The following is a 21,602-nucleotide window of genomic DNA, read 5'->3' on the forward strand; positions in this document are numbered from 1 at the left end:
ATTTCTCTCCAAAATAAGCATATAAATGTGTACCGTATGGCTATTCTGTAAGACAAAACGTCATTGGATTGCTTATCCATTGACCTTCTTTAAAAAAATATTTTTTAAGTCTCCCAAGCCCTTTTTACGACGGAGACCATAAGTGTGTATAATGATAAAGCCATTTAGCCCCCTATCTTTGCACTTGTAAAAGGAGCCAGCGAGCTCCCTTACGTACTTTTACCAGCCCCAAATGCTGCCGATAATCCTTAGCTCTTGAGACAGTTCATAAGAGATGACTTTTCTTGCACAATTTTTGTACACAAACCATTCTCCCTTGTTGCGTGCAAAAAAACGATTTTGCTTAATTCAAAATAGAACAGTTTTGAAATGAGAAAGCTATTTTCCATAAAACTGCTCAACATAAAAGCAATTGCTCAATACAAAAATCGTCACACTATCTTAACTGATAATATAATAACAGTGCTCGCTTATCGCTTCATACAAACAAAGACAATGGCGCTTCTCATTATAATCTTTATGAAGAAAATCAAAAGATCAATCTAAGCTAGAGAATACGGCCCTTTAAACTCAATCCACAGCCAACTCAAGACTAGCATCATGATATAGTAGATTAAAGCTATTTGATATTGAAAAAATTATGCACTTAAAGAAGCTGTTTTTTATCTCTAAAATGCTATTAATTAAGATATGTTTTCATCTTTCTCAATGCTTCTTTCGAAAGAGCCTCTTTAACAAGTTCGTCTGACCTGTTAGAATCTAATTCCTTTGCAATAAGGGTACGTGCTGTAGAAATTGCCAAATCGATAGCTGATGAAGAAACCATGCGGATTGCATCCGCTTCTGCTTGAGCGATTTTTTGCTCAGCCAATTTGTTGCGGTTTTTTACATATTCTTCTGCTTTTGTACGAGCTTCAGCAATCACGGATTCAACTTCATGCTTTGCCGCTGCAATAATTTCTTGTGCATCTTTTTCTGCTTCTGCATGCTTGCGTTGATATTCAGCTAATATTTCCTGTGCTTCTTCACGAAGACGTAGAGCCTCATCCAGCTCATCTTTGATACGCTTCGCGCGTGCATCAAGATGATGTAAAACTTTCTGCGGAATCTCGAAATAGACTAAAAGAGCTAAAAAAAGAACTAATCCAACAAAAGCCCAAAAGGTATCACTCATCTTTGTCTTCCTCAATAATCCGCAGTTTTAACAACTGAACGAACAGCCTCTTTGCTGATATCAACATCAATCAATTTTTTCACAATTTCAAGGGCGACTTCTTCAGCGATAGAACCAACATTTTGCATCGCTTTATCGCGAATTTTTGCTATCTGTTTTTCAGCATCTGCAAGCTTTTTCTCTAAACGCTCTTCAATTTCTTTCCGTTCAAGCTCTGCCTTTTCTTTTAATTCTTCACCAGCAGCTTGTGCTATAGTATGAGCTTTCAAACGCGCTTCTGCTAATTCACACTCATAAGTTTCAACAACAGTATCTGCTTCCTGCTTCATGCGCATTGCCTGATCTAAATCAGATGCAATTCGATCTCGACGTGTTTCAATAACACCACCAATACGCGGTGCAATCACACGAGAGATAAACAGATAAAAAAGTCCGAAAGAAATTGCCAACCAGAAAAAATGCGAACTAAAATGAACAAAATCAAAAGGCGGAAACACACGACTTGCATGCTCTGCCACTTTCTTGATATGTTCTATCGACGTTTCAGTATTCTGTGCACAAGCGCTGGAAACAAACATCTTCTTTCATCCTTTAAATAGCTTAAACCCTCTCTAACCAATGATAATTAACGAATAATTCTCTGGTTAAGAGCCTAAAAGGGTAAATCTTTCCTCCTAGCGAGAACAAATATACCCTTTTGATGATGATTAAACTCCAAAAAGAAGTAATAAAGCAATGAGCAATGAAAAAATACCCAAAGCTTCTGTCACAGCAAAACCAAAGACGAGACGTCCAAACTGACTATCTGCGGCTGATGGATTACGTAACGCACCAGAAAGATAGCTCCCAAAAATATTACCAAGCCCTAAAGCTGTTCCTGCCATACCAAAGCAAGCAAGACCAGCGCCAATATATTTTGCTGCAAGCACCATTTCCATATTATTCTCCTTTAAAGCGAAATTGCACTATTCGACGGAAAACCGCCAGTTTTATTAATGTCCTGGATGAATTGCATCATTAAGATACATACATGTTAAAACTGTAAAGACGTAAGCTTGAAGAAATGCAACCAAAAACTCAAGGGCCGTAATCGCTACAGTCATAATAAGGGGCAAAATCGAACCACCAACGCCCACGATTCCTACCCCAATCATTGAAACAACAAAACCTGAAAACACTTTGAGCGTAATATGACCAGCTAGCATATTCGCAAAAAGACGAAGTGAAAGACTGATGGGGCGGGAGAGAAAAGATATAATCTCAATCATTGTCACGAGAGGCAAAACGACGACAGGAACCCCACTGGGAACGAACAGTTTCAAAAAACTAACCCCATGCTTATAAAAGCCATAACCAATCACCGTCAAAATAACCACCATTGCCAACGAAAACGTGATCATGATCTGTGAGGTCACCGTATAAAAATAGGGGAAAAGACCAATAAAGTTAGCAACCAAAATAAAAGTAAACAGAGAAAAAACTAAAGGGAAAAACTGCATTCCCTGCACACCAGATGATTCCCGCAAAGTCGACGCGACAAACTCATAGGCCATTTCTGAAAGAGATTGCATCCGCGTTGGAACCAATCCACGACTTGATGATGAAATAAAGAGAAAAACAGAGGTTATAACAACTGTAACGACTGTAAACAACGATACATTTGTAAAGGATAAATCCATATTCCCTATGGAAATCTTAATCAGCCGTGAAATCTCAAACTGATGAATAGGATCTGGAGCGTGCGCTGTCACTTCAACCTCATTTATCGGACCTTCTCATTGGTCTCTTTATTTTGTTCATCTTGGCGCAATACGCCTTTTTGCCCTAATTGACTGGAGGAAACATACCCCACAGACCGAAGAATACTCAATACACCAGCAGCAAATCCAAGAAAGAGGAAAAATACCAATCCCCACGGCCATGAACCTGCTAACTTATCAAACCCTACCCCCAAAACAATACCAACAATAACACTTGCCAGAAACTCACTGGAAAGCTTAATAGCATCCGCCATCCTTCCTTGTGATTTTTCCCGCCTATCCTTATGCTCACGCTTCCTTAATGCTTGCTTGCGCACTAAAGCTACACTTAAGTTCTTACTACGACATTCCAAATCCTCTGAATGAAAACACTCTCTTTGCTTTTTCTCTTCAACCTTCTTGCGACTTATAACGGGTTTTTCGCCCATCGCCATCATTGGGCTCCTTCATCAAAAAGCAAAGTAAAAATGCATCTCATAAAACTGTGTGCATCATATTGTTCCCGAATTTATTCGTCAAGACACTAAAAGAAATCTATCACCAATTATCGTATAAATTTTATCGCCTAAATAACATATTTTTCAATTCACATGCTTTTTTAAAGATATTTCTTAAAATCCCCAAACCAATTTCACAATATCTCCTAAGAATACATAAAAGCTTCTGTGAATAATATAAAACTCATAGGCCCACCCTCTTTATGCTGAAGCGACAAGACAGCACCATTATACACTTTGTTAACCCCAATGTTGCAACAGCTCGCGTCTTGAAAAAAGCATAAAGAGCATTTTTTTTCTTTAATCGTTTTTACTTACACATCAAACCTACTTATTCATAATGGTAAAGACACCATTTTAATTTATTCAATATGAATATGTTTGAAATATGAAAGAATTTTATGATTTTCGACGTTCTTAAATCAATATAAAAAGTGATGATTTATCATAATAAATCAAAAGATTATAAAATTTATAACGCTAAACATTAACACACTTGCACATCATCATTCTCGCTTGCAAACAAATGGAATGCTGTCTTATTTTCCATCAAAATCATATCTTTTCTTCCTATTCTTTAAATATTCTGAACATATGTGAATTCATATACACAAAACATATCGTGTAACACTTTGATAAGAGTGCACAAACATAACTGATGTCTTCTTCTTGGTAACATACACCTCTTCACTGGTTGTGAATCAATTGTGTAGGCTTTACCCTCATGCGTTCATGAAAATTAACATACCATTGAAAGTTGAAAATAATATGAAATCATTCGCTAGGTCTTGTACGTTAATACCTATTTACAGGCACCATCGTGAAATGGGCTTAGAAGCATAAAGAGATTTTTCTTTAAGCCTGCGATATAATGAATTACAATTTCAAATAGAGTACAACAAAACTCGAATACGATCGCTATACCGTTTTATATAATTTAAATCTAATTTTTGAATCTCACACTTTAAAATTGAATGTTGTTAGATTCAGCGGATATTTTTACTTGTTATTAAAAAAAATCATCGCAAGCAAAAGTGCTTATGAATACTCTTTAGTTTTATGAAAATATAATTTAATGCTTCTCTTCAAACGAGTACCATCATTATATTCCCTCCCCTCATATTATCTTTATTTTTACATCAAAATACACTCTTAAAGGGATTGTATGCTCTTTCTTCAATATTCCCTATTAAATTCTTCTCATAACATACAAATAAAGAAGCTTTATCAAGAAAAATTAAACTGAGAAAGTTCTATAGCACGCATGATAAATGATTATTGATTTATGAATACATTAAAATAAAGATTTTTTTCTTTTATGAAAAAGAAGCTATTTGTCTGTGAAAATTATCATTTCACTTTCGATATTTAGAACACTATAAATCATGAAAAGGCTTATTTTTAAGGCTCTATAGATTTCATTCACTTTAAAATAAAGAGCTATCATTTCTTTTTAGAACGTGTCGCAAAAGGATTATCAGATGCGCGTAATGATAAGCGCACTGGGACACCAAACATATCAAATGTTTCACGTAATCCATTGACAAGATAACGCAAATACGATTGGGGCATGACTTGGGGACGTGAGCAAAAAATCATAAATCCGGGAGGACGTGTTTTCACCTGTGTGATATATTTAACCTTAAGTCGACGCCCAGAAATCGCAGGGGGTGGATGATGTGCCACGACAGTTTTAAGCCATTGATTCAATTTAGCCGTGGAAATGCGACGATTCCATACACGGTGCATCATCATGACATTTTCCATAAGCTTATCAATCCCTTGGCCATATTGTGCTGATAAAGGAACAGCTCTCAAATCGCGAACTTGAGGAAGAAATCGCGCACATTTTTCATGCAAATCAATCAATGTAGCCTGACTATTTTCAATAAGGTCCCACTTATTGAAAGCAATAACTGGAACACGCCCTTCACGAATCACAAGATCAGCAATTTGTAAATCCTGCTTCTCAAAAGATATCGTTGCATCAAAAACAATGACCACCACTTCTGCAAAACGAATGGCACGTAAAGTATCAGCGACCGATAGCTTTTCTAATTTTTCCTGAATTTTCGATTTCCGACGTAAACCTGCAGTATCAAAAAGTTTAATATGACGACCACGCCATTCCCAATCGACAGAAATAGAATCCCGTGTCAATCCTGCTTCTGGTCCTGTTAATAATCGATCTTGCTTCAGCATACTATTGATAAGGGTGGATTTCCCAGTATTGGGACGACCCGCAATGGCAATCCGAATGGGCTTGCTTTCATCGTACATAAACCCCTCTTCTTCCAAATTGTTTACATCATCACCAACAGATGCAGGCTGTACCGTCATATCTTCCTCTTTGTTGTTGCCAAAAGCGCGCTCTGACCCTACAGCCTTTATAATGGCATCACGAAGATCGCTAAGTCCCAAACCATGTTCAGCCGATATTGGACACGGCTCTCCCAAACCTAATGACCACGCCTCATACTCTCCCCCTGTTGCCGCTTTTGACTCAAACTTATTGGCAACAAGAACAATCGGTTTTCCTGATTTGCGAACCAGTGAAGCAAAATTTAAATCACTCGGTGTTATTCCGCTCTTTGCATCAAACATAAATAAAACAAGATCTGCTTCATCAATCGCAGCTTTTGTCTGAGAACGCATACGCCCCTCAAGGGTATGATCTCCCGCTTCTTCCAGCCCAGCCGTGTCAATTACATCAAAACGTAGATCTTGAAGTTTTGCCGCATGAATACGCCGATCACGTGTTACACCAGGCTTATCATCAACCAAAGCCAATTTTTGCCCAACCAAACGATTAAAAAGTGTTGATTTCCCAACATTGGGACGACCAACGATAGCAATGGTAAGGCTCATCGATTTATTCCTTATTTACTTTGCCCTCAGCTTGCATAAGCTCAAGCATTATTCGAGCCCGATCTGTTATATTTGATCTCAAAACACCTTCTGCAGAAATTTTCTGAAAATAATCAACAGCCTCATCAACCTTTCCTGCTTTATAAGCAGCTAAGCCTAAAACCTCTCGTGCAGACATACGCATAGGATCAATATCACTTGCCATATCTTTAACGCGCTTTTTGACATCATCCAAGGTCCCTGTATCAACCAAAATATAGGCTGCCCGAATTTTCGCAACTTTCCGCAAAATCTGCGGTGCTTTCTCATCCGCTGCAACAGAATCAAAGATTTCTACCGACTTGATAAGATCACCTTGCTCCATGCGTAAAGAAGCCTCTCGCAAACGAGCGAGAAAAGGATATCCCCCAAAATGAGAGTCTTTAACATTTTCCAATTGCTTTATCGCCTCATCAAAATGACGTGTATCCGCAAAATTAAGGCTTTTTACAAATGCATCACCAATATGGCTGGCTTTCTTTATTTGTGCATGATGATAAATTTGATAAGCAATTATCATGAGGATGAAAAGAAGAGCAGCCCCAATAATTGAAAAACCATACCGTCTCCAAAAAGCAAGCGCCTTTTCCTGACGAAATTCTGCATTAACTTCAGCAATAAAACTATCATACGACATATCACATACCTTGCAAAAAATTCACTTTCTACACTTTTACGCATAAATGGACAAAGATGGTAGTCCTCATTCACGAAAAAAACTTTAAGTTGCTCCGTTTATTCATTTCAAAGCAATATGTATTCCAATCGATTGGACCTTTGCAACTGTATCAATTAAAAATGATGTAAATATCCTTTTGCTTCACATAACCATTTTTATATAATTTGAATTTATAAAAAAGATCATAACCGTAATGTCATACATGCGCTTGTTGATAATGTTAATCATTCGTCCCTCATTAATGCATACAAAAGACAATTTTTAAAAGTCTTTTTAAATAACCCTTTCCCTATCTTTGGTTGTAGAATAGCATTAAATATACTTCCTAAGCTTTAAATAAAAATTTTTATATATCCCTTCAACTTATCTGCATACGATGAACAATCTTTTGGTATCGATCCTTAAAGCTTTCAAAAAATATCCTATTGTAACGGCCAAACCCACATAAGCATGGGAACAGCAACAATAATGATCAACACCGCTAAGGGAGCCCCCAAACGTGGATAATCACTAAAACGATATCCTCCTGGCGCCATCACGAGCATATTGCTTTGATGTCCAATAGGTGTAAGAAATTCACACCCCGCACCAATGGCAACAGCCATCAAAAAAGCTTCAGGTTTATAATGAAGAGAATGAGCAAAACTTGATGCGATGGGAGCGACCATCATAACTGTCGCAGCATTATTTAAAAATGGCGTGACCAACATGGCTGTCACCAACATCAGTGCTAAAGCGCCAGATGGTGGGAAAAATATTGCCAGTTGGCTCAGCCATTGACCAATGAGATCCGTACATCCCGTTTTCTCTAACGCTTCACTCACTGGAATAAGAGCCGCTAATAGGACCAATATTGGACCATCTAATGCCTGATACAGATCACGTACGGGCAAAACGCGAAAAATAACCATTGCAGCAGCAGCAGAAAAAAAAGAAAAAGCAACTGGAACAATATGAAAAGCTGTAAAAATAATGGCTATAAATAAAATGGCTAAAGATATAAAACCATGTCGTAAATTTCCAAACACAATATTTCGTTTTGCTAAGGGTAAACATTTCAATTCCCTTAATAAATTTGGAATAACCGCATCTTGTCCTTGTAAAACAATCACATCTCCAAGATGAAAAACAATATCATCAAGTCTTGCCCGCACCCTTTCATGTTGACGACTTAACGCAAGCAAATTGACATTATAGCGATCAAAGAGGGAAAACTCTTTCGCACTAATGCCAACAAGAGGCGAATTATGCGTGATGACCGCTTCAATAATATCAATGTCACTGTCCTTATCCCCTGTAGAAAGAGTTTGCTCCTTAGAAAACTCTAAACGAGCAGAATTCATCACGCTATCTATTCCTGTATGCGATCCTTCCAACAAAACGATATCGTTTTCAGACAAAACAAAATCTGGTAGTGGCGAAATAGATACTTTATTTCTGATGATTTGAATCACCATAACATCACCACTTGATGGCTTAACCAAATCAACAATACTTTTCCCCACAATGGGTGAATTTATTGGAATATGCACTTCTACAACATAATTACGAATATCAATGGCATCATCAAATGATCCACCAGAACGCACACGCACTGGCAAAAGCCAATAAAAACAGACCAAATATAAGACACCAACCGTCGCAATAACCGCACCAACTGGTGTAAAATCAAACATCGTAAAAGGTGTTCCTGCTAAACGTTCTTGCATCGCTGAAATAACAACATTGGGAGATGTTCCTATCTGTGTCATAAGCCCCCCCAACAAAGAACCAAAGGCCATGGGCATCAAAAAGACAGAAGGAGAAACCTGAGAACGACGAGCAAACTGAAAAGCGATCGGGAGCATAATAGCCAAAGCACCAATATTTTTAACAAACATTGATAAAACGACAACAGAAAAAACCAAAAAAGCTAATTGAAGGCGCACCGATTTCACATCTGGCCATATCCGCTGAATAATAAATTCCATTATACCAGAGCGTGATACAGCCGTACTGACAACAAACACACTTCCCACGATAATAACAATATCATTACTAAAACCGCTAAAAGCTTCCTTTGGACTGACAAGACCAACAGCACACGCTATTAATAATGTACAAATAGCGACAAGATCATAACGAAATCGATCCCAAATAAATACAACCATCATGAGACCAATGATCGAAAAGGCCATTATTTGATTTTCTGTCATAATACTCACCTCTCCCCATTAAATTATAATGAACAAAAACATAACTTTATATGTTTTAAATATTCCTATAAACAGCAGTAAGATAAAAGCAGACATAGGAATATTTTATGATAATTTAAAGTGATAAAAAATATGATGCGCGTAAACTTATCTCTCCTTCATTATGCGTGCTTTTCTATAACGTGCTCAATCCAAAGAAAATCAATAAAAAATTGATAAAGTGATATTGCAAAAAAGATGAGAATAACTCTAATATAGAGGGTAGATGACTGTTGAAACTGGTACACGCTATATTTTAACCTTTGTCATTGCTTAAAAGAGTTTATCTTCACTCTCAATTTTAAAGAGTGATAAAAATGAAAGAAAAAAGAATGGTCAAGCTTAATAGTGGGTATCAAAGTAACCTGAAATATTGGCTCACTTGCATTATTGGATTTATTGCTATCTTAGCAATTATAGTTGTTGGTGGATTTTATATTGCAAAACCCTATCTTGACAGTTTTGTAAAACAAGAGATAGCCCGTCGTGCCATAAAAGCAGAAACATCTGAAGTCAGCATTCTAGGTAAAGTCAATTTGAAGAATGTTACACTCCCCGTTCCAGCCGGTACATCACTGAAAATTGGTGCCATTTCTGCCCGTCCTCCTTTTTCTTTTATTCCTGGAACTTTTACATTTTATAATGTTGATTTAAAACATAATAATATTCATGTAAAAATACCCCAAATTTCTGTTAAAAATGTATCCTTAAAAGATAAAGACAGAACAATCACATCACGTCTGTTACAATCAATGATGCGTATTGATCTTGCTTCAATAAGTGCCCCGAATATACAGCTTTCTATAGAAAATAAAAACAAACGAACAGAAACAGTTGAAGTTAAGAATTTCCAGCTTTCTGATTTTAAAGGCGGCCATATCCGTTCCGTTAGTATTAAAAATATGGATCTTAAAACGGTCGCAGTCAATGGCGATAAACAAATGCAACTGATGGCTAAAAGTGATACAATAAAGGCTTATGATATCGACATCAATTATGCCTATTCTATCATTTTCGGAAAAAATAACGCTCTCAATCAAGGGAAAACCGTTACAGGTCCTATCTCTCTGAACAATATAAGTGTCGATATTTTTGAAGAAGCAGAAAAAAATAGCTCTTTCTTTCTCGGCCAATTTAAAACATCTGGCCTAAAGATGAAACCGCTTGAACAAACGCCTGAAAAACTGCTCAAAGCTTATCTTAATGCAAGGAAAGAGAATAATAAAGTCGCAGAAAAAAGAGCACAAAATGGTCTCCTTCTAAACATACTGCTTGCTATTACCTCAGCAGATGCCAAAGTTGATAATGTCACCATTGATATCCCACCATTGAAAGCAACGCTTGAATCATTTCAACTTAAACCAAGCTTGTGGAAACATCCTATCCCCAAAAAGCTTTTTCTTTCACTCAATAACTTTTCCGTTTTACCTAAAAAAATGAATGAAAAAGATTTAGAACTTTTAAAAAATATGGGATTTGAACAAATTGATTTTTCAGGAAAATTTGATATTTCTTACGATGAAAAAAAACGTATGCTCTTTCTTGATGCAATGTCTTTCAATATGAAAGATGTTGGATCTGGAAACATATCGGCTAAGGTTATTGATGTTGATGAAAAGCTTTTTTCTGGTCAACAAAATGTCATGATAGCTGCTTCTCAAAACCTTGGCATCAATGAAATTGATATACAATATCGGGATGCAGGCTTTATTGATAAGCTTTTTTCTTATCTTGCAAAAAACCTTAATGACAGCCAACATGATCTTAAAAAGGAACTCTATGACGATTTCTATTTAATGATGACACAAACCCCAAAAATATTGCTCAAAAATCAAAATGATGCAGAAAAAATTTCAAAATCCTTAGGTGAATTTGCTAAAAATCCACAAACATTAATTGTTAAGATTAAAGCAAAAGATAATAAAGGGCTCACAATGGTTGATCTCGAATCCGCTCTACAAAATGATCTATCCAAGGCTTTAAGCAAAGTAGATCTCGCTATTAAAAATGAAGCATCGCCTTAAACATATCGCGTTTTAGAGATGATGATCTTGTCTATAAATCAAGAACTTTATTCCTCTTTTTGCTTTTATATGATACAGAAAATATCATGATAGAGTCACTTACACAGAGAATATAGAAACATAAAATTGTCGATAGTTGGAGTTGTTCATGTCTGATTTATCTTCAAATCGCTTGCCTAATCGCGCTTCTCGTGTCACCAATCAAGCGCTTTCTGCTATTGAGCGTTTTCTCCATATTGAAGCTCTTAGTGGTATTGTTCTTTTACTTGCTGCTGCTTCTGCACTCATTTTTGCTAATTCTCAATATGCTGCTCTCTATGAATCTTTCTGGCATACACCTCTTGGCTTTAATTTGGGACATTTCACTCTTTCATGGGATTTACATTTTTGGGTTAATGATGCCCTTATGACTATTTTCTTCCTCGTTGCAGGAATGGAAATTCGACGCGAAATTCATGAAGGTGCTCTTGCCGATTTTAAACAAGCAATTTTACCAATTATTGCTGCAATAGGGGGCGTTTGTGTCCCTGCAATCATTTATTTCATTTTCAACTCTAACGGCGGACATATCCACGGTTGGGCTGTGCCAACTGCAACAGATATTGCATTTGCTCTTGGTATTCTGGCTCTTCTCGGAAAAAAAATTCCTTCTAATCTTCATATCATTCTTCTATCATTAGCGATCATTGATGATATTATCGCTGTTCTTATTATTGCTTTTTTCTACTCAACAAACATTGAGCCTAGCGGTTTAATGATTGCAGGAGCGGGTATTGCTTTGGTACTCTTTTTTCAATGGATTGGACTTGCATCAGCATGGCTGTACATTTTACCTGGTGCAATCATCTGGTGGGGTTTATTGGTAACAGGCGTTCACCCATCACTTGCTGGTGTCATCTTGGGTATGATGACTCCCGTTTTTCCTACACGCACTCTTGTAGCACCACTGACTATGCTCAGCAACGCTATGCAAATTCTTCAAGAAAAAAACACAAAAACAGATCTCCATCATATTTCAACTGCATTGAAAAAAATGCGTAAAGGACAACGGGCCATGATTGCTCCAGTGACACGTGTTCAAAAGGCGCTGCATCCATGGGTTGCATACGGTATCATGCCGATTTTTGCCTTTGCAAATGCAGGCGTAAGTTTTGCAAACTTTGACCTTTCTTCTGACAAATCATTCTTAATTGTTCTTGGTGTTGTCATTGGTCTTTTTGTTGGAAAGCCTCTTGGTATTATCACTGCCAGTTATCTAGCCGTAAAATCAGGACTATGTCGTCTTCCTCCTCAAATGACATGGGCCGGTATTTTACTGATTGGTTTTTTAGCAGGAATTGGCTTTACAATGTCTATCTTTGTTTCAATGCTCGCCTTTAAAGATATTATCCTGCTTGATGCTGCAAAAATTGGTGTCCTTTGTGGCTCTGGTTTATCTGCTCTTATTGGTCTAGGATATGGCTTTATTTATATTAAGCGCAATAAAGACATCTCTCATAGTTCCGAATAAAACCAAAGAATCATCTGCTTTGTTGAACTGATTTTTGAGCATAATCAAGATTTTGCCTACCGTTCTTGAAATGGATGTATCTGCTTGCTAAGATATTTTTATCTTACTTTCTTGCTGGTTAAATGAGCGATTTGAAAAGCTCCATAACAACGTTAAAAATTGCTTTTTGTTGTTTCATTTATCAGAGATAAGAATATTAAAGTCTCAAAAAAAGTTGCTGTTATTATCGCCTCTGTCCTTAGCTTATTTGCTGCCCTCAAACATGCTTGAATATATCTCTACAGATCGTTCTTATATCGCTATATTCGTCTCTACAAGAATGAAAACTACCATGATCACAACAGAGATTAATAATCTTTTTGGCAGAGCTTTCCTCTTTCAAACTTTTTAAAAAAGTGGGTTACAATTTAATGATTAGCAATCGTCTCAATTAAAATATTAAGATATATAATATTTTTTCAGTACTCTTAAATTATCGTGAGAAAACCTTTAAAACTTTAGATCCCACATAGAAACTAGATCATAAAGGAGAATAGATCACAGATAAATTTTTAAATGATATTCATAAATGGGTATATTTTATTTATTGTCAAAACAAGTCTTGTCTACATGATGTTGTATTTGATTATGAATTAAAGGAACAGAGGCGGTTCCATCAATGATGATAAATCGTTCGTCTATTTCTGATAAAAGTTGATATCTTTCATAAACCTTTGCAATAAATAAGCGTTTTTCTTCGTATTTTAAGGCTAGACCATCCCTTTTTTGCAATCATTCGATAAGAGCAGCAGGAGGCAAATGAAGGTAAAATGTGATCTAAGGTCTTGGAATAGCTTGATTTAATTGAATCACACTTTCAAGAGAAAGACCTCGAGCGTAGAAATAAACAAGACTAGAATAAACATATCGATCACTGATTAATAAATTTTGCGATGAAGTTAAAGAAGGGGCAATAATTTCAAGCGTATGTTTGCGTCTATCTGTTGCGGCTAAAAGAGCTAAAAGCAATGGATCAATCTGTTTTCCACTCTCTAAATAATCTCTAACCTCTGATTTATTTCTATACCAATTACTAGGCTGAAAAGTTTGTATGATATGTTTTTCTTGTGAGTAATGACGAGAAATTTCTTTTGTTTGAGTTGTCTTTCCACTCCCATCGAATCCACATAAAGTAATAAAAGAGCCAGAATATTTTTTTAGAGACCACATGGAATGATAAATATCTTTATTAAGATTACATTTTCTCTCCATCCATATAATTTACATCATTTTACATCCAAAATCTTCTTGTTTACAGATAAGACATTTTATCTCTTGACATCAGAAGTATGATATCAAGAGCCCCCTCCCCATCAATATGTGCAAAGGTACACTGAAGAGGCGGTGTCTCTTTATAGAGCTTATGAAGATTTAATAATTCTTTCTGTATGTCTTGAGAGTTAAATGTATCACGGATACGTTCAGAGGTCTTGATATCTTTACAAAAAGCCAAAGCCCGCCGCATAGGCTTGGGGTCATCACTCAAGTCAACTTTCAGATCTATTTTACTCAGAGCTTGATAACAGCCTATAATCTTAGTCTTATCATCAAGGGTAAGTTCATAATTCTCATCGGTCATCAGATATTGAATGGATTCACTGATTTCCCCCTCATCAACACCCAAGATAATAATCTTATAAGGAACTAAGAGTTCATTCTGGACGGCTTTTGAGAATGTATAGGTGTAAAGCTCTTTTCCATAAAGCGCTTCATCATCCATAGACGCCAGAATGCCATTCATTTCATGAGCTTGTTTTTTAGCATTGTCAGCAAAGATCTTAGGCGTTGCTGTCATATATAGACGTTTTTTACCTTGAATGATGCTGTTGTCATGAACCTTGATAAATTCAGATTCATGCTTATCTGTTCCCATTGAGCACCCCCATCTTTACGCTTATGGAGTAACAAGCCGGCACCATCGTTATATTTGCCAGCCCCCAATGTTGCGACAGATCTTGCATTAAGACGGTTCATAAGAGCCATTTTTAATCCTTTCTTATACAAATTTTATCCACACATTCATCCCGCTTTTGATATGCAAGGGAATGATTTTGATTGATTCAACATAAACAGATTTGAAATGAGAGAATCTTACGGTATTCGGGGCTCTCATTCAATATGCAAAACAGTGAATTATCATTATAAATCAATGTGTTATCAATGCATGGAGGAGCTTGAAATTTTTATAAATTATTGACTGCTAGGATAATATTTTTAATTTTGAACCAAATAAAAAGAAAATTCTCAATGAAAGAATTTCACTGTATTCATTATCTTATTAAATTAAAAATATAAATTATGCTTATAAAGAAAATCATTCATACATATAAAAACTTTATGTTCTTGAAATTGAGCGTTTAAAAATACTTAACTCTTATCCAGTCCATAAACAGCATGTAATGTTCTCACCGCAAGTTCAGTATAAGCGCTATCAATTAAAACAGAAATCTTAATCTCAGAAGTCGTGATTGCTTGAATATTAATGCCCTTTTCAGCTAAAGCCTTAAAAGCTGTCGCCGCAACACCTGCATGGCTGCGCATTCCAATACCAATCACAGATATTTTGGCAAGATCACTTTCAAATTGGAGAACATCAAATCCAATTTCTTTCCGATTTTTTTCAAGAAGTGCAACGGCTTTTTCTACATCAGCTGATGGGACCGTAAAAGTCATATCTGTTTTTGAGCCATCTTCAGAAATATTTTGCACAATCATATCAACATTAATGCATTCTTCAGCCAAGGGACCAAAAATTGCTGCCGAAATCCCTGGACGATCGGCAAGCCGACGCAGCGAAATTTGTGCTTCATCCTTAGCAAAAGCAATACCAGTAACATTTTGTTGTTCCACGATTTCATCCTCATCGCAAATAAGTGTTCCAGAAGAACTCATTGGATCCTCCATGCCTAATGCATCAGGATCCTCAAAACTTGAACGTACAAAGGTACGAACTTTATGAACCATAGCCAATTCAACAGAACGAACCTGTAAAACTTTTGCTCCAAGAGAAGCCATTTCCAGCATTTCTTCAAAAGCTACTTTTGGTAAGCGGCGGGCTTTTGGTTCTATACGTGGATCCGTTGTATAAACACCATCCACATCGGTATAAATATCACAGCGATCAGCTTGTACAGCCGCTGCTATAGCAACAGCACTTGTATCTGATCCCCCACGTCCTAAGGTAGAAATCCGATTATCCGGAGCTACCCCCTGAAAACCAGCAATAACAGCAACCTGACCTTCCTGAAAACGCTCTATTAAAAAAGATCCATCAATATCAATAATACGTGCACGACCATGCGCATTGTCTGTATGAATAGGGATCTGCCAGCCAAGCCATGAACGTGCATCAACACCCATTTCTTGAAGAGTTAAAGCCAGCAAACCTGAAGTAACTTGTTCACCAGAAGCAACCACAACATCATATTCACGAGCATCTCTATGGATAGGCGAAACATCACGCGTCCACTGAACAAGTTCATTGGTTTTACCGGCCATCGCAGAGACTACAACAGCAACTTCGTGGCCTGCATCAACCTCTCTTTTAACATGCCGAGCAACATTATGAATACATTCAATGTTTGCGACAGACGTTCCACCAAATTTCATGATAATGCGCGCCATTAATAACACTCTTACCTTTACATCTTTTATCTCAAACGATAATGAAAATAAGATGCTGTATCAACTAACCATTTTCTCGACATAGCGAATATCTATCATTTGTGCAAGTTGCATTATGATTATATTAATTTTTCTTGACTTTGTATAAAACCTACTGGACTTGATCATTAAAAATAAAAGGAAGGCAACATGATAGATGAAACACAAACAACTGTTGATCAAAGTGAAATTGATCACTTCTCACGGATTGCTACAGAATGGTGGAATCCACAAGGAAAATTTCGACCTCTTCATCAATTTAATCCAACACGTCTTGCTTACATCAGAGAAAAAATCTGTTTAGAATTTAATCGTGACCCTGTTTCACTGACGCCCTTTGATAATTTGAAAATTCTTGATATTGGCTGTGGGGGAGGATTGTTATGTGAACCAATGGCACGTCTTGGCGCTACTGTTGTGGGCGTTGATGCCGCACAAACGAATATTGAAGTTGCAAAAATCCATGCAGCCCAAAATAACCTTTCAATTGATTATCGCACGACAACAGCAGAAGCACTCGCCAATGAAGGAGAAAAATTTGATATCATCCTTAATATGGAAGTTGTTGAACATGTCGCTGACGTTAATCTCTTCATAAAAGCGACAGCAAAAATGCTAAAACCACAAGGGTTGATGTTTGTTGCAACACTCAACCGCACGTGGAAGGCATGGGGGCTTGCTATTGTAGGCGCTGAATATATCCTCCGTTGGCTCCCTAAAGGAACCCATGATTATAAAAAATTTCTAAAACCTCGAGAGCTTAAAAATTTCTTATCAAAAAACGCTCTGTCTGTCATTGATGAGATAGGGATTACTTATAATCCATTAAACGACAGCTGGAATCGCTCAAAAGACATGGATGTTAACTATCTCCTTCTCGCAAAACGGTCTTAAGGGTATGTCATAATCTTAAAAGTATGTCATTTACAGCGATTATATGCCTTGCAATAAAGAATTGAGTTTTCCCTCAGCTTCTAAAGCGTAAAGATCATCACAACCACCAACGTGATAATCACCTATAAAGATTTGTGGAAACGTATTACGTCCATTCGCACGCTGTACCATTTCTTGACGAAGGGACGTGGAGGCATCAATATCTGTATATTTTACGCCTTTTTTATCAAGCAAATCACGTGCTTTTGTGCAATAAGGACAATTAGGACGTGTATAAATAATTATCTCTTTCATAAGTATTATCCTCCAAGTATTTTTTAATAAAATCCACTTTAAATTCCTATTGAGAAGAAGGAAATATAGAATCTTCTTTAAGGACACGCGAAAATGTTAGCACATCAACCCGTCGTGCACCTGCATATTTTAGTGCAGCAGCAGCTGCCGTAACTGTTGCACCCGTTGTAAATACATCATCAATCAGTAAAACGGAACATTCTTTGAGATATTTTTTAACTTTATGCGAAACCTTAAAAGCATTTTTTACGTTAAGTTTTCTTTCTCTTGAAGAAAGGCTAACCTGCGGGCGCGTATGCCGACAACGAACAAGCCAACTGGGTTTTAAAAGCTTTTTTTGTGATGCTGCAATATAACGCGCAAGCTCAGCAGATTGATTATAACGCCTCTCCCAAAAACGACGAAAATGCAATGGAATGGGAATAATAACATCACACTCATCGATAACCTCACGTCCAGCAGATATCATCCAATTTGCCATAAAAGAGGCCAATTCTATATGATCACCATATTTTAAGCGCGTTACCAAAGTGCGTGCAAGACCTTTATGAACAATGACTGAGCGAACACGTGAAAAAGGGTAAGAATTACGCAGCGCTTCACCACTGAGAAAACCATCCCCCATATCACAAACAAAAGGTGTCCCCATAACAGGACAATAAGGTTTCGTAATAAATTGGAGGTCTTTCCAACATTCAGAGCAAATCGTACCATAAGTAGAGACATTTTGCTTACATCCAGGACAAATTGGTGGATAAAGCATCGTTTTAAAGCGCTCAATGAATTGACTGAGTACATCCCCGCTATTTAAAGCCGCTTCTCGAAAGTAAAACATTATAAATTTAGGCTTTTACAAGTTTCCCGTAGAACAAAAGTTCCTTTGTATTTCCTCAATTTATAAATTTAATTTCTTTAAAAACTCTTAAGCTTCTATAAACTTATTTTTCTTTCACATTATAAACTTGACAGAGCGCGCACAAACATGAACCTTTTCAAAATATATTCTTTCATAAATCGAAAGTGTTCCATAATATGCCGTATCCTTTAATTTTTGATCATAACTGCATTGAACAATTCCGCAAACGCGCCTTCCAAAAAGCAAAAAAAGGATATGACTTTTTACTCTCTCTCACGGCAGAAGATCTCTATCAACGTCTTAGCACTGTTGAGCGTATCTTTACATTAGCCCTTGATTTACACAGCCATACAGATCTTGCCACACAAGCTCTCATAAAATCTGGAAGGGTTTGTTCTATAGAACGTATTGAAACCGATACGCTTTATCAAAGCCATGATAAAAAATTTCATTTACGTCATCGAGAATTTCTTGATTTCCCTCAAAACTATTGTGATCTTATTGTTTCACTTCTTTCATTACAATTGACGAATGATACCCCTGGTGTTCTAAGCCAGATAAAAAACACCCTTAAACCAGATGGCTTATTTCTGGCTGTTATGACAGGAGCAGGGACACTCAAAGAATTACGTGAATGTCTCCTAGAGGCTGAAATTGAGATCTATGGTGGAGCAAGCCCTAGGATCTATCCTTTTGTCGACATTCGTGATGCAGGCGCTCTTTTACAGCGTGTTGGATTTGCTCTTCCTGTAGCAGACGTTGAAGAGATTACAATACGTTATAATACAATGTTTGACCTTATGCACGATCTTAAAGCAATGGGAATGCAAAATGCCCTCATCAATCGCTCACGACGCCCTGTCTCCAAACGCTTTTTTCTCCGCGCTGCTGAAATCTATGCACAAAAATTTAGCGATCCTGATGGACGTATTCGTGCCCATTTTTCTTTCATCTGGCTCTCTGGTTGGGCTCCTCACCCCAACCAACAAAAACCTCTACACCCTGGTTCTGGGCAAATATCTCTTACAGAGGTTTTAAAACCCAAAAAAATATAACCCAAAATTATTTTTCAAAAATACTTTTATCCGTTGTTTGTAATATTTGACTGGTGATTGTTCCTGCTATCATTGAATCACTCACATTTAAAGCGGTACGTCCCATATCAATCAGCGGCTCAATAGAGATAAGGACAGCGACCAAAGTCACAGGAAGCCCCATGATTGGTAACACAATCAATGCTGAAAAAATAGCCCCTCCCCCCACACCAGCAACACCAATGGAACTCAATGTTACAATCCCAACAAGCGTCGCAATCCAAGTAGGATCAAGAGGATTAATCCCCATAGTCGGTGCAATCATGGTCGCAAGCATCGCTGGATAAAGACCTGCACACCCATTTTGTCCAATTGTTGCCCCAAAAGAAGCTGCAAAACTCGCAATGGATTGCGGTACACCGATCCACTGTGTTTGCGCTTCAATATTCAAAGGAATAGTTGCAGCGCTTGAACGACTGCTAAAAGCAAATGTTAAAACCGGCAAAACCTTTTTAAAAAAACGGAAGGGATTAATCCCAAAAATGCCGAGCAACACTCCATGAATGCCAAAAATTAAAATAATACCGACATAAGAAGCAATGATAAAAACGAGTAAATTTAAAATATCTGCAACATGCGAAGATGCACCTACTTTTGTCATAAGTGCAAAAATACCATAAGGCGTCAAAGCAATCACAAGACGAACTAACCGCATAATCCAAGCTTGTGCTATTTGAATAAATAAAAGTGCTTTTTCCCCTTTTTCTGGCTCATCTTTCTTCAAAAGAAGAACCGCAGCCCCTAAAAATGACGCAAAAATAACAACACTGATAATTGATGTACGCTTGGAACCACTTAACTCAGCAAAGGGGTTTTTAGGAATCAAGGATAAAATCATCTTTGGAATATTCATATCTCCAAGTTGAGAAATACGATCTCCAAGAACAGTAGAAACATTTTGCCCTTCATGCACCAAACCATTTGCGGTTAAACCAAAGGCATTCACGACTAAAACGCCAACCAACGCTGAAAGAGCCGTTGTAAAGAGCAATATTGAAATGGTCATTATACTCATTTTTCCAACAGCATAAACAGAATGCAAATGAGCAACCGCTGAAACGATAGAGATAAAAACCAATGGCATAACAATCATTTGGAGTAACAAGATATAACCATTCCCAACAATGTTAAACCATTCAACGGATTTCAATAAAGTGACTTCACCTTCTCCATAAATAACCTGTAAAACAGCACCAAAAATCAAGCCAAAAATAAGCCCCAACATAACACGGCGTGAAAGACTCCATTGCATTCTCTTACTTTGGGCAATCCACAATAAAAAAATAACAAATAGAAATAAATTAATGAAAAAATTAAATGTCATTGTCTATGCCCAGTCTACATCCACGATTGTTATGATTGATGGTGAATAATATGCATCATTCAAAATCAATGCATAATATTTAAAACTAAGGTATAAAACTTATAAGGATTTTAAAAAATCATTATTTTTTTAATTTATAGATTAAAAGAGAATTTTTTATCCACGAATAACTGTTTAAAGAAAATAAATAAATTTATTTCCCCACTCTTTAAAATTAAAGAGCTTATCAAATAGTTTAAAAAGAGAAATATAAACACCCTTCATTGCATTTTAATACTGAATAATTCCAACCTATCTTATTCTATCAAAGTCCTTATCTCACTCTCTTTTTCCCTTTAAGTTGAAAAAAGCTTTCTTAAAAAATCATTCATTAACAAAAAAACATTCATGAATTTTCTGAAAAATAAACCATCTTAGCAATTTTATGGACTGCGCTCTCAAAAGCTTTTTAGGAAAACTTTTTTACTTTTAGAAATTCCCTTAGGCATAAAAATATGCCCTCTCAATAACAAAAAAATCGCAAATGTGAAGGCTTGAAAAATCACGATCCTATTGAAAGGAAATACAACCAATAATGAATAATATTATTTAATACAACCTAAAACATAATACCAACAAAAATACCCTATATCCTATCGATATAGTCAAATTAA

General features: G+C 36.7%; 17 protein-coding genes and 2 pseudogenes. 4 read left to right on the forward strand and 15 right to left on the reverse strand.

All coding sequences use genetic code 11. From position 1 onward, the window contains the following. Nucleotides 1–679: 679 nt before the first annotated feature. The 8 genes from NNJ85_RS01570 to NNJ85_RS01605 all read right to left on the reverse strand — a co-directional run bounded on the left by NNJ85_RS01570 (nt 680) and on the right by NNJ85_RS01605 (nt 9,212). The gene (locus NNJ85_RS01570; protein ID WP_254473010.1) at nt 680–1,174 is read right to left on the reverse strand and encodes a F0F1 ATP synthase subunit B; all 495 of its coding nucleotides are present in this window, start codon (nt 1,172–1,174) and stop codon (nt 680–682) included. Nucleotides 1,175–1,185: 11 nt separating this feature from the next. Next, nucleotides 1,186–1,752 carry a F0F1 ATP synthase subunit B gene (locus NNJ85_RS01575; RefSeq protein WP_254473012.1) on the reverse strand — a complete coding sequence of 189 codons (567 nt, stop codon included), beginning with the start codon at nt 1,750–1,752 and terminating at the stop codon, nt 1,186–1,188. Nucleotides 1,753–1,881: 129 nt separating this feature from the next. Next, a complete protein-coding gene (locus NNJ85_RS01580; protein WP_005773968.1) occupies nt 1,882–2,112 on the reverse strand; it encodes a F0F1 ATP synthase subunit C in 231 nt (76 codons plus the stop codon). A gap of 54 nt (nt 2,113–2,166) precedes the next feature. Continuing rightward, a complete protein-coding gene (locus NNJ85_RS01585; protein ID WP_005773970.1) occupies nt 2,167–2,925 on the reverse strand; it encodes a F0F1 ATP synthase subunit A in 759 nt (252 codons plus the stop codon). Nucleotides 2,926–2,936: 11 nt separating this feature from the next. After that, a complete protein-coding gene (locus tag NNJ85_RS01590; RefSeq protein ID WP_254473895.1) occupies nt 2,937–3,368 on the reverse strand; it encodes an AtpZ/AtpI family protein in 432 nt (143 codons plus the stop codon). Between the two features lie 1,506 nt (nt 3,369–4,874). Then, on the reverse strand, nt 4,875–6,299 hold the full coding sequence (gene der / locus NNJ85_RS01595; protein WP_254473014.1) for a ribosome biogenesis GTPase Der: 1,425 nt from the start codon (nt 6,297–6,299) through the stop codon (nt 4,875–4,877). A gap of 4 nt (nt 6,300–6,303) precedes the next feature. Then, nucleotides 6,304–6,975 (reverse strand): tetratricopeptide repeat protein, encoded by a 672-nt coding sequence (locus NNJ85_RS01600; protein ID WP_254473016.1) that lies wholly within the window; start codon nt 6,973–6,975, stop codon nt 6,304–6,306. Between the two features lie 464 nt (nt 6,976–7,439). Next, nucleotides 7,440–9,212, reverse strand: a complete 1,773-nt coding sequence (locus tag NNJ85_RS01605; RefSeq protein ID WP_254473017.1) for an SLC13 family permease — start codon at nt 9,210–9,212, stop codon at nt 7,440–7,442. 356 nt (nt 9,213–9,568) lie between these two features. Between NNJ85_RS01605 and NNJ85_RS01610 the strand changes: the two genes are divergently transcribed. Both NNJ85_RS01610 and nhaA read left to right on the forward strand, forming a co-directional pair. Further along, nucleotides 9,569–11,275 (forward strand): hypothetical protein, encoded by a 1,707-nt coding sequence (locus NNJ85_RS01610; protein WP_254473018.1) that lies wholly within the window; start codon nt 9,569–9,571, stop codon nt 11,273–11,275. A gap of 148 nt (nt 11,276–11,423) precedes the next feature. Further along, nucleotides 11,424–12,785 carry a Na+/H+ antiporter NhaA gene (gene nhaA / locus NNJ85_RS01615; RefSeq protein WP_254473019.1) on the forward strand — a complete coding sequence of 454 codons (1,362 nt, stop codon included), beginning with the start codon at nt 11,424–11,426 and terminating at the stop codon, nt 12,783–12,785. 816 nt (nt 12,786–13,601) lie between these two features. On the opposite strand, the gene NNJ85_RS01620 is transcribed toward nhaA, so the two are convergent. The 4 genes and pseudogenes from NNJ85_RS01620 to NNJ85_RS01630 form a co-directional block, all read right to left on the reverse strand. After that, on the reverse strand, nt 13,602–13,994 hold the full coding sequence (locus NNJ85_RS01620; RefSeq protein ID WP_254473020.1) for a hypothetical protein: 393 nt from the start codon (nt 13,992–13,994) through the stop codon (nt 13,602–13,604). Between the two features lie 139 nt (nt 13,995–14,133). Then, nucleotides 14,134–14,706 (reverse strand): annotated as a pseudogene (locus tag NNJ85_RS01625) (damage-inducible protein); the annotation flags it as partial. Continuing rightward, nucleotides 14,694–14,807 (reverse strand): annotated as a pseudogene (locus NNJ85_RS09715) (integrase); the annotation flags it as partial. The pseudogenes NNJ85_RS09715 and NNJ85_RS01625, both read right to left, overlap by 13 nt. Before the next feature lie 384 nt (nt 14,808–15,191). Next, nucleotides 15,192–16,448 carry an aspartate kinase gene (locus tag NNJ85_RS01630; protein ID WP_254473021.1) on the reverse strand — a complete coding sequence of 419 codons (1,257 nt, stop codon included), beginning with the start codon at nt 16,446–16,448 and terminating at the stop codon, nt 15,192–15,194. Nucleotides 16,449–16,637: 189 nt separating this feature from the next. On the opposite strand from NNJ85_RS01630, the gene ubiG reads away from it, so the two are divergent. Further along, on the forward strand, nt 16,638–17,381 hold the full coding sequence (gene ubiG, locus NNJ85_RS01635; protein ID WP_254473022.1) for a bifunctional 2-polyprenyl-6-hydroxyphenol methylase/3-demethylubiquinol 3-O-methyltransferase UbiG: 744 nt from the start codon (nt 16,638–16,640) through the stop codon (nt 17,379–17,381). 39 nt (nt 17,382–17,420) lie between these two features. Here the strand turns inward: ubiG and grxC are convergent, their stop codons facing one another. Then, entirely contained in the window at nt 17,421–17,675 is a 255-nt protein-coding gene (grxC, locus tag NNJ85_RS01640; RefSeq protein WP_254473023.1) for a glutaredoxin 3, read from the reverse strand. A 46-nt stretch (nt 17,676–17,721) separates the two neighbouring features. Then, a complete protein-coding gene (locus tag NNJ85_RS01645; RefSeq protein WP_254473025.1) occupies nt 17,722–18,510 on the reverse strand; it encodes a ComF family protein in 789 nt (262 codons plus the stop codon). A 197-nt stretch (nt 18,511–18,707) separates the two neighbouring features. Here NNJ85_RS01645 and NNJ85_RS01650 point away from each other — a divergent pair, with 197 nt between their 5' ends. Continuing rightward, nucleotides 18,708–19,586, forward strand: coding sequence for a methyltransferase domain-containing protein (locus NNJ85_RS01650; RefSeq protein WP_254473027.1), 879 nt, complete (start codon nt 18,708–18,710; stop codon nt 19,584–19,586). A 7-nt stretch (nt 19,587–19,593) separates the two neighbouring features. Here the strand turns inward: NNJ85_RS01650 and NNJ85_RS01655 are convergent, their stop codons facing one another. Next, nucleotides 19,594–20,949, reverse strand: coding sequence for an L-cystine transporter (locus tag NNJ85_RS01655; protein ID WP_254473029.1), 1,356 nt, complete (start codon nt 20,947–20,949; stop codon nt 19,594–19,596). Between the last annotated feature and the right edge of the window lie 653 nt (nt 20,950–21,602).

Origin of the sequence: Bartonella sp. B1098 (assembly GCF_944896145.1) — a bacterium.
Classification (GTDB): Bacteria; Pseudomonadota; Alphaproteobacteria; order Rhizobiales; family Rhizobiaceae; genus Bartonella.

Bases quoted from the DNA above. Each gene is read 5' to 3' on its own strand.
- NNJ85_RS01605 (WP_254473017.1), bottom strand. From the start codon at position 9,212: ATGACAGAAAATCAAATAATGGCCTTTTCGATCATTGGTCTCATGATG.
- NNJ85_RS01630 (WP_254473021.1), bottom strand. From the start codon at position 16,448: ATGGCGCGCATTATCATGAAATTTGGTGGAACGTCTGTCGCAAACATT.
- NNJ85_RS01575 (WP_254473012.1), bottom strand. From the start codon at position 1,752: ATGTTTGTTTCCAGCGCTTGTGCACAGAATACTGAAACGTCGATAGAA.
- der (WP_254473014.1), bottom strand. From the start codon at position 6,299: ATGAGCCTTACCATTGCTATCGTTGGTCGTCCCAATGTTGGGAAATCA.
- NNJ85_RS01650 (WP_254473027.1), top strand. From the start codon at position 18,708: ATGCCGTATCCTTTAATTTTTGATCATAACTGCATTGAACAATTCCGC.
- NNJ85_RS01570 (WP_254473010.1), bottom strand. From the start codon at position 1,174: ATGAGTGATACCTTTTGGGCTTTTGTTGGATTAGTTCTTTTTTTAGCT.
- NNJ85_RS01620 (WP_254473020.1), bottom strand. From the start codon at position 13,994: ATGTGGTCTCTAAAAAAATATTCTGGCTCTTTTATTACTTTATGTGGA.
- ubiG (WP_254473022.1), top strand. From the start codon at position 16,638: ATGATAGATGAAACACAAACAACTGTTGATCAAAGTGAAATTGATCAC.
- nhaA (WP_254473019.1), top strand. From the start codon at position 11,424: ATGTCTGATTTATCTTCAAATCGCTTGCCTAATCGCGCTTCTCGTGTC.
- NNJ85_RS01590 (WP_254473895.1), bottom strand. From the start codon at position 3,368: ATGGCGATGGGCGAAAAACCCGTTATAAGTCGCAAGAAGGTTGAAGAG.
- NNJ85_RS01580 (WP_005773968.1), bottom strand. From the start codon at position 2,112: ATGGAAATGGTGCTTGCAGCAAAATATATTGGCGCTGGTCTTGCTTGC.
- NNJ85_RS01645 (WP_254473025.1), bottom strand. From the start codon at position 18,510: ATGTTTTACTTTCGAGAAGCGGCTTTAAATAGCGGGGATGTACTCAGT.
- grxC (WP_254473023.1), bottom strand. From the start codon at position 17,675: ATGAAAGAGATAATTATTTATACACGTCCTAATTGTCCTTATTGCACA.
- NNJ85_RS01600 (WP_254473016.1), bottom strand. From the start codon at position 6,975: ATGTCGTATGATAGTTTTATTGCTGAAGTTAATGCAGAATTTCGTCAG.
- NNJ85_RS01610 (WP_254473018.1), top strand. From the start codon at position 9,569: ATGAAAGAAAAAAGAATGGTCAAGCTTAATAGTGGGTATCAAAGTAAC.
- NNJ85_RS01655 (WP_254473029.1), bottom strand. From the start codon at position 20,949: ATGACATTTAATTTTTTCATTAATTTATTTCTATTTGTTATTTTTTTA.